The following is an 11762-nucleotide window of genomic DNA, read 5'->3' on the forward strand; positions in this document are numbered from 1 at the left end:
CGTTGCCCTCACGGGTGGTCGCGACGTGTGGGGGCTTGGGTGGGTCGGGAGTCGGACGACGAGACCGGGGGCAAGCGGTCGGTGGAGGCCACGGGCAGCAGGTCCATCGCCGCCGGGGGCGACATAGGCAACGCCTACACCGGCAACGTCAGCAACGGCATCTTCATCCAGGCCGGCCGCATCGGCCACATCTCACAGGGGCCCTCGGCCGGTGAACGCCCCGCCGGAGCCCCCGAGGACCGCGCCACCGGCGTCGAGCACGACCGCTACGGCAGTGTGCTCGACCCGGCCGAGTGGCGGCCGGTCGGCGAGGTAAAGCCCCTGGAGTTCGGCGTCGGCCCGACCCGGCACATACCGGGCCAGGCCGACGTACCGCCGTACGTGCCCCGCGACTGCGACGCGGACCTGCGCGCCAAACTCGCGCACAGCGGGCTGGTACTGGTTCTCGGCGAACGGTACGTGGGCAAGTCGTACACCGCGTGGCACGGGGTGCGGTCCCTGGAGGGGTACCGGCTGTACGCCCCGGACCCGGCGGAGGATCTGCGGGCGGTGCTCGCCGCGCTGAAGGGCGAGCCGGGCAGGTACGTCATCTGGCTGGACGAGTTGACCGACCACTTCGGCGAGGGCGGGCTGGACCGGAGGCTGTTGGGGCGGCTCGCCGGCCTCGGCGTGGTCCTGCTCGGCACGATGAGCTCCGAGGAGTACTACCGGCGCCGGATGAGGAGCGACAGCGTCGGCCTCGCCCTGACCAAGGCCCGCACGGTCGAAGTGCCCCGGGAGTGGAGCGACGCGGAGCTGGACCGCCTCAAGGATCTCGACGACCCGCGCGCGTACCCGGCGTACATGTGGAGCGGCAAAGAAGGCGCCGCGTCCTACTTCGCGATCGGGCACACCATGTACGAGGAGTGGCGGCGGCCGGGGACGAAGCTGGAGCACCCGCGCGGACAGCTCCTGGTCCGGGCCGCCGTCGACCTGGCGCGGTGCGGAGTGAAGGGCGCCGTACCGACGGAGCTGCTCAGACAGGTGCAGGAGCAGTACGGCGCGGAGGAACGCGAGTCCTTCGAGGACGCCCTCACCTGGGCCACCACCCGCATGTTCGGGGTCTCGGGCCTGCTCGTGGCCGGTGAGGAACACCGCACCTGGCGGGCGTACGGGGCGCTGGTCGCGGAGGCCCTGCGCGCGGAGGACCTGGAACCGGTGCCGGACGGGGTGTGGTGGCTGTTGCTGGACGCGGCGGAGGGGGGCGCGCGGATCGACCGTGAGGCCGTGCTGGACGCGGCTCGCGCGGCGTTGCGCCCGCGGATGGAGGCGGGCGAACCGGACCTGATGGTCGCCCTCGCCGAGCGTGTGGGCGGGGACGAACGCGCGGACCTGGTCCGCCGGGCCGCGGAGGCCGGCCACCGCGAGGCCGCCGAGGCGTGGGCGGCGCATCTGGTGGACGCCGGGGACGAGGCGGCCGCGATCCGGTACCTGGAGATCGCCGCGCAGGGCGGAAGCGTCGAGGCGGCGCGCGAGGCGGGGCGGTTGCACCGCGAGCGCGCCGAGCTGTGGCTGCGCACGGCCGCCGAGGCGGGGGACGGGGCGGCGGCGCACGAGCTGGGCGATCTGCTGCTGGGGTCCGGACAGGCTGACGCGCTGCGCTGGTTCGTCAGGGCGGTCCGGTCCGGTCACGAGGAGGCGTCCACGAGCCTGGGCCGGGCCCTGTACTACCGGAAGAGCACGAACGCGGAGTTCTGGCTCCGCCGCGGTGCGGCGCTCGGGGACGCCCACGCCGTGCACGCGCTCGCCGCGTACCTGCACAGCCTCGGCGACCACGACGAGGAGGCGGAGCGGCTGTTCCGTGAGGCCAAGGAGGCGGGCCACCCTGCCGCGTCCCGCCATCTCGGCGCCCTCCTCCTTCGCGAGGGCGACCACCCCTCCGACGAGGTGAGGAACCTGCTCCACGAGGACGCCGCACAGGGCAGTGGTGACGCCGCCTACTGGTTGTCGCAGTACCACCGTCGGCGCGGGGACATCGACGAGGCCGACAAGTGGCTCCACAGGGCCGCCGAACTGGATCAGTACCACGCCATGCGCGACCTGGGCCTGCTGCCCGTACCCCCCGGCGACCAGCCCGATACCGTCGACGAGTGACCAACCAGCCCCACCCGCCGCACTCCCAGCCGCAGCCGCGCTCCCAGCCGCAGCCGGCCCCCGACCAGGCCTCCGCCCCGGCCCCGGCGCCCGCCCTGTTCACCTGGGAGTTCGCCACCGACCCCTATCCCGCCTACGCCTGGCTCCGTGAGCACGCGCCCGTGCACCGTACGAAGCTGCCCAGCGGTGTGGAGGCCTGGCTGGTCACCCGGTACGCCGACGCCAAGCAGGCCCTCGCCGACCAGCGTCTGTCCAAGAACCCGGCGCATCACGACGAGCCCGCGCACGCCAAGGGCAAGACCGGTATCCCCGGTGAGCGCAAGGCCGAGCTGATGACGCATCTGCTGAACATCGACCCGCCGGACCACACCCGGCTGCGCCGCCTCGTCTCCAAGGCCTTCACACCGCGCCGGGTCGCCGAGTTCGCCCCCAGGGTCCAGGAGCTGACGGACGACCTCATCGACCGGTTCGCCGAGAAGGGCGAGGCCGACCTCATCCACGAGTTCGCCTTCCCGCTGCCCATCTACGCGATCTGCGACCTGCTCGGCGTCCCCCGCGAGGACCAGGACGACTTCCGGGACTGGGCGGGCATGATGATCCGGCACGGCGGCGGGCCGCGTGGCGGGGTCGCGAGGTCGGTGAAGAAGATGCGCGGCTATCTCGCGGACCTCATCCACCGCAAGCGCGAGGCGCTGCCCGCCGAACCCGGCCCCGGCGAGGACCTCATCTCCGGTCTCATCCGCGCCTCGGACCACGGTGAGCACCTCACCGAGAACGAGGCCGCCGCCATGGCCTTCATCCTTCTGTTCGCCGGTTTCGAGACCACCGTCAACCTCATCGGCAACGGCACCTACGCCCTCCTCACCCACCCCGAGCAGCGCGCCCGCCTCCAGACCTCCCTCGCCGCGGGCGAGACCGCCCTGCTGGAGACCGGTGTCGAGGAACTCCTCCGCTACGACGGGCCGGTGGAGCTGGCCACCTGGCGGTTCGCCACGCGGCCGCTCACCGTCGGCGGGCAGGACATCGCCCCCGGCGACCCGGTGCTGGTGGTCCTCGCGGCGGCCGACCGCGACCCCGCCCGTTTCGCCGACCCCGACACCCTCGACCTGTCCCGCCGCGACAACCAGCACCTCGGCTACGGCCACGGCATCCACTACTGCCTGGGCGCGCCCCTCGCCCGCCTGGAGGGGCAGACCGCGCTGGCGACGCTCCTCACCCGCCTGCCCGACCTGCGGCTCGCCGCCGACCCGGCGGACCTGCGCTGGCGCGGCGGGCTCATCATGCGCGGACTGCGCACCCTTCCCGTCGAGTTCACACCGCGTCAGGGCTGATGAACGGCCTGTGCCCTTATCAGGATCAGCGGCCGAAGGTGACGCACCCTCAAGTTCGTGATCTTCACGTGATCTCCGCTGCATTAACTTGTGACAACTGATCGTCTACGGCTACGTTCACACGTCAGTGCGAAGGGTCGTCACATCCCTCGCACAGATCTCTGCTGTCGCGTGAAAGGCAACCGCATGCTCTCCGGGAACGGTCGTCACCGTCGCCCCCGTCAGGCTCCGGCACTCCTCGTCGCGGCGGGAGTGACCGGCTCCGCCATCGCCATCCCGCTCCTCGGCGCCACCGGCGCGAGTGCGGCCAGTGGAACCACCTGGGACCAGGTGGCGGAGTGCGAGAGCGGCGGCTCCTGGAGCGCGGACACCGGGAACGGACGCTACGGCGGCCTCCAGATCTCCCAGGCCGACTGGGAGAACCACGGCGGCCTCGACTACGCGACCAGCCCCGACCAGGCCAGCCGTTCGCAGCAAATCGCGGTCGCCGAGAGGATCCTCGACGACCAGGGTGTGGGCGCCTGGTCGACCTGCGGACTCCTCCACAACCTCGACGGCGACTCCGCCTCGGCCGACGTGAACACCGGGGTGGCGGGCGATTCGTCCAGCTCTGGTGATTCGTCCGGTTCGTCCAACTCGTCGGGCATCTCCACCAAGTCCAGCGACTCGTCTGATTCCTCGGAGTCATCTGACTTGTCCGGTTCGTCGGATTCGTCCTCTCGTGCCTCCGGGGACTCCGCCAAGGCCGACGCGGACGCGGGCGACTCCTCCGAGTCCGCTGAGTCCTCGGGCTCCGGCCGCGTCGGCGGTTCGCAGGAATCCGGCAGCTCGGCCGAGGTCGACGCCAAGAATGGCGACTCGGACAACTCCACGCCGGGCGACACCCCTTCCACCAGCGGCGATGCCGACGCCGGCACCGGTCGCCACCGTGGCGCCAGCGCCGAGGAGGGCGTCCACACGGACGTGGCCGACTCCCGTGGCGACGCCTCCACCGGCCGTCATGCCTCCCGTGGCGGCGACGCGTCCCGCGAGGCTGTCGACGGCTCGTACACCGTCCGCCCCGGGGACAGTCTGACGGCCATCGCCGACTCCCTTGAGCTGACCGGCGGGTGGCGGGAGCTGTACGCCGAGAACGAGGGCACGGTCGGGACCGACCCGGACCTCATCCTTCCCGGTCAGACCCTGGAAGTCGGTGCCGAAACGGGCGAAAAGTAGCGGCAGTTCGGGTCACGGTTCGCCCCTTAATGCCCGTTTTGATCTCGGTGGGAGATGAATCACAGACCCCCTGATCGTCTTTGAAATTCGGCGAATCACGTGTTTACGGTCGTGACCGCTCGCCACAGCGGGCCCCTGCGGTCGTCACGCCGAATCCTGCCGACGGCCGCTCGGAACAGTCGTCGCGTCAAGCGCCGTAGGCAGGAGCGGGGGACCCAAGGTTTGTGCCGGGTCCGGCGGTTGAGGCCCTTGGGGTCACACCGCCGGCACCGGCTCGGGGTGAAGCCGCATCACGTGAGCCGAAAGGCGAGCGGGTGCGGCCGGGCAACTCAACCGGCCCGAACCCGACAGCTCACCTCGTAGGCGTCGGTGAGGGGATCACTCCATGCTGTTTTCCAGCAAGGGCAAGCACCGCCGTCCGTCCAAGACCGCCCGCGCCATCGCCGTCGCCGGTGTCACCGGCGCCGCCGCGATAGCCGCCCCGCTCATGGCGGCCGGCAGCGCCTCCGCCGCCACCGCGTCCGAGTGGGACGCCGTCGCCCAGTGCGAGTCCGGCGGCGACTGGACCATCAACACCGGCAACGGCTACTACGGCGGTCTGCAGTTCTCGGCCTCCACCTGGGCCGCTTACGGCGGTACGCAGTACGCCTCCACCGCCGACCAGGCCAGCAAGGCCCAGCAGATCGCCATCGCCGAGAAGGTCCTCGCGGGCCAGGGCAAGGGTGCCTGGCCGGTCTGCGGCAAGGGCCTGTCCGGCGCCTCGTACGACGGTGCCGCCGCCTCCTCCGGCAACTCCGGCTCGAGCCCCTCCTCGTCCTCTTCCTCCTCGCAGAAGAGCACCCAGGAGACCCGCGCCTCGCGTTCCTCCGAGCGCGCCACCGTCGAGACCCCGACCGGCAAGAAGGTCAAGAAGGGCGACGGCGAGTACAAGGTCGTCAAGGGCGACACCCTCAGCAGCATCGCCGCGAAGAAGAACGTCAAGGGTGGCTGGGAGAAGCTCTTCGAGCTGAACAAGGACATCATCGACGACGCCGACTTCATCTACCCCGGCCAGCAGCTCCACCTGAGCTGACGGCCGGTTCCGGACGGTCGCCGCGGCCGGGCCCCTGGGGTCCGCCGCGGCCTGGCCGGGACCGCGGTTCGGCCGGGCCGAAAAAAAGGCCGCTCCCCGGCTGAACCGGGGTCCGCTCACAGCCGTGTCCTCCTGAGTGAAGACCTCGTGAGGGCCGTCCCCCGTCCCCACGGGCTCCCCGCCCCGGTGCGCATTCCCCCGTACGCACCGGGGCGGGGTTTTTCTGTGTCCGGGGCCGTCGCGCTCCCCCTTCTGTTCACTTTCCTGCCCACCCCCCTTTGTTCCGAGCTGGAACAATGGGTACGGTCTGTCTGTCCACGGGACGGTCGGTCGGCTGCCGACGGCCCCGGGGCGGTTAGGCTCTAGTCGCACGGCCCCCGTGGCCCCGCACCAACGCGTCACATCCCAAGAAGGAGATGCTCGTGCCGTCCATCGACGTCGTCGTAGCCCGGGAAATCCTGGACTCCCGAGGCAACCCCACGGTCGAGGTCGAGGTCGGCCTCGACGACGGCAGCACCGGTCGTGCCGCCGTCCCGTCCGGCGCCTCCACGGGCGCCTTCGAGGCCATCGAGCTCCGTGACGGCGACCCGAACCGCTACCTCGGCAAGGGCGTCGAGAAGGCCGTCCTCGCCGTGATCGAGCAGATCGGCCCGGAGCTGGTCGGCTACGACGCCACCGAGCAGCGCCTGATCGACCAGGCCATGTTCGACCTGGACGCCACCGACAACAAGGGCTCCCTCGGCGCCAACGCCATCCTCGGCGTCTCCCTCGCCGTCGCCCACGCCGCCTCCGAGGCCAGCGACCTCCCGCTCTTCCGCTACCTGGGCGGCCCGAACGCGCACCTGCTGCCCGTTCCGATGATGAACATCCTGAACGGCGGCTCGCACGCCGACACCAACGTGGACATCCAGGAGTTCATGATCGCCCCGATCGGCGCGGAGTCCTTCTCCGAGGCGCTGCGCTGGGGCGCCGAGGTCTACCACACCCTCAAGAAGGTCCTGAAGCGCAAGGGCCTGAACACCGGCCTCGGCGACGAGGGCGGCTTCGCCCCGAACCTGGACTCCAACCGCGCCGCCCTCGACCTCATCCTCGAGGCCGTCAACGAGGCCGGCTACACCCCCGGCGAGCAGATCGCCCTGGCGCTCGACGTCGCCGCCTCCGAGTTCTACAAGGACGGCGTCTACGTCTTCGAGGGCAAGGAGCGCACCGCCGCCGAGATGACGGACTACTACGCGGAGCTCGTCGACGCGTACCCGCTCGTCTCCATCGAGGACCCGCTGTTCGAGGACGACTGGGACGGCTGGAAGACCATCACCGAGCGCCTCGGCGACAAGGTGCAGCTCGTCGGCGACGACCTGTTCGTCACCAACCCCGAGCGCCTCGCCCGCGGCATCGAGGAGGGCGCGGCCAACGCGCTGCTCGTCAAGGTCAACCAGATCGGCTCGCTCACCGAGACCCTGGACGCCGTCGAGCTGGCCCAGCGCAACGGCTTCAAGTGCATGATGTCCCACCGCTCCGGCGAGACCGAGGACGTCACCATCGCCGACCTCGCCGTCGCCGTGAACTGCGGCCAGATCAAGACCGGCGCCCCGGCCCGCTCGGACCGCGTCGCCAAGTACAACCAGCTGCTGCGCATCGAGGAGATCCTCGACGACGCCGCGGTGTACGCCGGCCGCAGCGCCTTCCCGCGCTTCAAGGGCTGACCTGCTCGCCACGGGCACAGCAAGGGCTGACCCCGTAGGGCGGCAGTAGGAAGCGTCGCACGTACGTCCCCGTACCCGGTCCCGTACCGTGTGCGGGGACGTACGCACGTTGGGCCCGTAGGAAGGGGAAGTGGGACATGCCCGTGAAGGACCGGGACCGTTTCTCCACCGCGACCCGGCTGAAGCTGCTCGGTGAGCAGACGGCCGCCCGGGTCTACCGCTCCCAGACCCGGCGCCAGGCGCGCCGCTCCCGGCTCACCGGCCGGGCCGCGCTGCTCGCCCTCGTCCTCTGCTCGATGATCGTGGCCCTCGCCTACCCCATAAGGCAGTACGTCTCCCAGCGCGCCGAGATCGCCGACATGCGGCGCCAGCGCCAGGAGGCGCGCGAGCGCGTCGAGGAGCTGCGCGACCTCAAGGCACGCTGGCAGGACGACGCGTACGCCGAGCAGCGCATCCGGGAGCGGCTGCACTACGTCATGCCGGGCGAGACCGGCTACACCATGATCGACCCGGACGCGGCGAAGCAGTCCCGCACGACGCAGGGGGCGGCCCACCTCCCCTGGTACACCAACGTCTGGGACGGGGTCGACAAGGCCGACGCCGCCGCCCAGTAACCGACCAGAGCTCCAGAGGACTTACGTACAGGTATGGACACGCCCCCGCCCTCCACCCCGCGCACCGAGCCCACCGACGCGGATGTCGAGGCCTTCCAGCAGCAGCTCGGGCGCCCGCCGCGCGGACTGCGCGCGATCGCGCACCGGTGCCCGTGCGGGCAGCCGGACGTCGTCGAGACGGCGCCGCGCCTGCCGGACGGGACGCCGTTCCCGACGACGTACTACCTGACGTGTCCGCGGGCCGCCTCCGCGATCGGCACGCTGGAGGCGAACGGCGTGATGAAGGAGATGACGGAGCGCCTGGCGACCGACCCCGAACTCGCCGCCGCGTACCGGGCCGCGCACGAGGACTACATCGCCCGCCGGGACGAGATCGAGGTCCTGGAGGGCTTCCCGAGCGCGGGCGGCATGCCGGACCGCGTGAAGTGCCTCCACGTCCTCGTGGCGCACTCCCTGGCCGCCGGCCCCGGGGTGAACCCGCTGGGCGACGAGGCGATCGCGATGCTGCCGGAGTGGTGGGCGAAGGGACCGTGCGTGGTTCCCGCAGAGGAGGCCGCCAAGTGACCCGTGTCGCCGCCATCGACTGCGGTACCAACTCCATCCGGCTGCTCGTCGCCGACGCCGACCCCGAGTCGGGTGAACTCGTCGATCTGGAGCGCCGGATGACGATCGTGCGGCTCGGCCAGGGCGTCGACCGTACGGGCCGGCTGGCGCCCGAGGCGCTGCAACGGACGTTCGCCGCGTGCCGGGAGTACGCGGCGGTCATCAAGGAACTGGGCGCCGAGCGGCTGCGGTTCGTCGCGACGTCCGCCTCGCGGGACGCGGAGAACCGGGACGAGTTCGTCAGGGGCGTCATGGACATCCTCGGTGTCGAGCCCGAGGTCATCTCCGGTGACCAGGAGGCCGAGTTCTCCTTCACCGGTGCCACCAAGGAGCTGCTGGGCCGGGACGATCTGGCCAAGCCGTTCCTGGTGGTGGACATCGGCGGCGGCTCCACGGAGTTCGTCGTCGGCGACGACCACGTGCGCGCCGCGCGCTCCGTGGACATCGGCTGCGTGCGGATGACGGAGCGCCACCTCGTCCGGGACGGCGCCGTCGTCGATCCCCCCGGCCCCGAGGAGATCGCGGCCGTTCGCGCCGACATCGAGGCCGCCCTGGACCTCGCCGAGCGGACCGTACCGCTGCGCGAGGCCCACACCCTGGTGGGGCTCGCCGGGTCGGTCACGACGCTGTCCGCGATCGCCCAGGACCTTCCTGGGTACGACTCGACGGCCATCCACCACTCCCGGATCCCCTACGAGCGCGTCCGGGAGATCACCGAGGGGCTGCTGCGCTCCACGCACGCCGAGCGGGCCGCGATCCCCTCGATGCACCCCGGCCGGGTGGACGTGATCGCCGCCGGCGCGCTCGTCCTGCTCGCCATCATGGAGCGGATCGGGACCTCGGAGGTCGTGGTGAGCGAACACGACATCCTGGACGGAATCGCCTGGTCCGTCGCGTAGCCGCGCGGCCGGAACGCGGGCGCCCTCTCGGCGGGTTCGGGGCGCTTGTGAGGATCTGTTTACTACTTGTCGGTAGTCTCGGTTGAGCTGTTCGGATAACGTATGAGCGCCTTCGAGGGGTGCTCGGGCGCCCCTCGTTGACGCGCCGCCGGGAAACTTCGTGAAGTTCTTCACAAGAGAATCGGCCCTGTTGGGCGACGTTTTGAGGCTGCGCAGAGCCTTCGGGGGCTTAAAGGGGTCCAGAGGGTGCCTCCGAACGGCCTCCGGGGGGTACTCGTCCGGGTGACAACCGGGGCCCGATCGGAGTGTCGGCGAGGGGTCCGCGGAGCCGGAAGGGCAGTTCACGCGGCATTGACAACGGTCGGCCGTGCGGTGAGGTTCCCCCGTCGGACGATGACCTGGATCACGAGGGCCGCGCAGTGTAGCAGAGGGCCTGGGGAAGCTTGTGAAGGGGCGCACGAGCACCCCCCGGATGGCGGGTACATACTCGATGGCATGAGCACCACGGAGCGTCCCAGGATCCTCGTAGTAGGCGGTGGGTACGTAGGCCTGTACGCAGCTCGGCGCATCCTCAAGAAGATGCGCTACGGAGAGGCGACCGTCACGGTCGTCGACCCCCGGTCGTACATGACCTACCAGCCCTTCCTCCCCGAAGCCGCCGCCGGCAGCATCTCCCCGCGGCATGTCGTCGTCCCGCTGCGACGCGTGCTGCCCAAGGCGGAGGTCCTCACCGGTCGGGTCACCACCATCGACCAGGACCGCAAGGTCGCCACCGTCGCGCCGCTGGTCGGCGAGGCGTACGAGCTGCCCTTCGACTACCTGGTGATCGCGCTCGGCGCCGTCTCCCGCACCTTCCCGATCCCCGGCCTCGCCGAGCAGGGCATCGGCATGAAGGGCATCGAGGAGGCCATCGGCCTGCGCAACCACGTGCTGGAGCAGCTCGACAAGGCCGACTCCACGACCGACGAGGACGTCCGCCGCAAGGCGCTGACGTTCGTCTTCGTGGGCGGTGGCTTCGCCGGCGCGGAGACCATCGGCGAGGTCGAGGACATGGCCCGCGACGCCGCGAAGTACTACAAGAGCGTGTCCCGCGAGGACATGCGGTTCGTGCTCGTCGACGCCGCCGACAAGATCCTCCCCGAGGTCGGCCCGAAGCTCGGCAAGTACGGCAAGGAGCACCTGGAGGGCCGTGGGGTCGAGGTCTACCTCAACACCTCCATGGAGTCCTGCGTCGACGGCCACGTCGTGCTGAAGAACGGCCTGGAGGTCGACTCCAACACGATCGTCTGGACCGCCGGCGTCAAGCCGAACCCGGTCCTCTCCCGCTACGGTCTGCCGCTCGGCCCCCGCGGCCACGTCGACACCGCCCCGACCCTCCAGGTCCAGGGCACCGACTACATCTGGGCCGCCGGCGACAACGCGCAGGTCCCGGACGTCGCCGCCCGCAAGGCCGGCGTCGAGAACGCCTGGTGCCCGCCGAACGCGCAGCACGCGCTGCGTCAGGCGAAGGTCCTCGGCGACAACGTGGTCTCCGGTATGCGGGGCTTCCCGCAGAAGGAGTACGCGCACTCCAACAAGGGCGCGGTGGCGGGTCTCGGCCTGCACAAGGGCGTCGCGATGATCGTCATGGGCAAGATGAAGATCAAGCTCAAGGGCCGTCTCGCCTGGTACATGCACCGTGGCTACCACGGTCTGGCCATGCCGACCTGGAACCGCAAGATCCGCGTCTTCGCGGACTGGACGCTCGCGATGTTCCTCAAGCGTGAGGTCGTCTCGCTCGGCGCGATCGAGACGCCTCGTGAGGAGTTCTACGAGGCGGCCAAGCCGGCGCCGGTCCCTGCGGCTGCGGCTGCCGCCAAGACCGAGGAGAAGGCCAAGGCCTCCTGACCTCTTCCGGTCACCTCTTTGTTCGACCCGAAGGACCTTCCGCCATCCGTGGTGCGGGGGGTCCTTCGGCGTTTCCGGGGGCGCCCCATAGCTCGGGGGCGCGCTGTCGGTTCGGCGGGTGCGGGTGCGTCGTGGTTTCTCGCGCAGTTCCCCGCGCCCCTGAAGGGAACGGGCCTGCGGCCCGCCCTTCATGAACAGCACGGGGCGCAGCCCCGGTCGCTTTTCAGGGGCGGGGGGAACTGCCCGACCAGCCCCCACTCACCCGCACCCGAACAACACACCCCCTACCGGGACTACGGCGGAGC

General features: G+C 70.8%; 9 protein-coding genes and 1 riboswitch. All 9 genes read left to right on the top strand.

Translation table 11 applies throughout. The features are described from left to right. Window positions 1-39 precede the first annotated feature (39 nt). The 9 genes from ACZ4Z3_RS29840 (at window position 40) to ACZ4Z3_RS29880 (ending at window position 11457) form a co-directional block, all read left to right on the top strand. Entirely contained in the window at window positions 40-2133 is a 2094-nt protein-coding gene (locus ACZ4Z3_RS29840; RefSeq protein WP_468503932.1) for a tetratricopeptide repeat protein, read from the top strand. Beyond that, window positions 2130-3464 carry a cytochrome P450 family protein gene (locus ACZ4Z3_RS29845; protein WP_468503933.1) on the top strand — a complete coding sequence of 445 codons (1335 nt, stop codon included), beginning with the start codon at window positions 2130-2132 and terminating at the stop codon, window positions 3462-3464. The genes ACZ4Z3_RS29840 and ACZ4Z3_RS29845 overlap by 4 nt, the downstream gene beginning before the upstream one ends. A 186-nt stretch (window positions 3465-3650) precedes the next feature. Continuing rightward, window positions 3651-4679 (top strand): transglycosylase family protein, encoded by a 1029-nt coding sequence (locus ACZ4Z3_RS29850; protein ID WP_468503934.1) that lies wholly within the window; start codon window positions 3651-3653, stop codon window positions 4677-4679. Between the two features lie 182 nt (window positions 4680-4861). Next, a riboswitch (cyclic di-AMP (ydaO/yuaA leader) is annotated at window positions 4862-5060 on the top strand. A gap of 4 nt (window positions 5061-5064) precedes the next feature. After that, window positions 5065-5751, top strand: a complete 687-nt coding sequence (locus ACZ4Z3_RS29855) for a transglycosylase family protein (protein ID WP_468503935.1) — start codon at window positions 5065-5067, stop codon at window positions 5749-5751. Between the two features lie 422 nt (window positions 5752-6173). Then, window positions 6174-7454, top strand: a complete 1281-nt coding sequence (gene eno / locus ACZ4Z3_RS29860; protein WP_107424049.1) for a phosphopyruvate hydratase — start codon at window positions 6174-6176, stop codon at window positions 7452-7454. Between the two features lie 137 nt (window positions 7455-7591). Further along, the gene (locus tag ACZ4Z3_RS29865) at window positions 7592-8068 is read left to right on the top strand and encodes an FtsB family cell division protein (RefSeq protein ID WP_055540666.1); all 477 of its coding nucleotides are present in this window, start codon (window positions 7592-7594) and stop codon (window positions 8066-8068) included. Window positions 8069-8101: 33 nt separating this feature from the next. Then, window positions 8102-8632, top strand: a complete 531-nt coding sequence (locus ACZ4Z3_RS29870) for a DUF501 domain-containing protein (RefSeq protein ID WP_468503936.1) — start codon at window positions 8102-8104, stop codon at window positions 8630-8632. Next, window positions 8629-9570: a Ppx/GppA phosphatase family protein gene (locus ACZ4Z3_RS29875; RefSeq protein ID WP_468503937.1), complete on the top strand. Its 942-nt coding sequence runs from the start codon at window positions 8629-8631 to the stop codon at window positions 9568-9570. Before ACZ4Z3_RS29870 ends, ACZ4Z3_RS29875 begins: the two co-directional genes overlap by 4 nt. 495 nt (window positions 9571-10065) lie before the next feature. Next, window positions 10066-11457, top strand: a complete 1392-nt coding sequence (locus ACZ4Z3_RS29880; protein ID WP_468503938.1) for an NAD(P)/FAD-dependent oxidoreductase — start codon at window positions 10066-10068, stop codon at window positions 11455-11457. Window positions 11458-11762: the final 305 nt, after the last annotated feature.

The sequence above is a fragment of the Streptomyces sp. NPDC030296 genome (assembly GCF_055572815.1).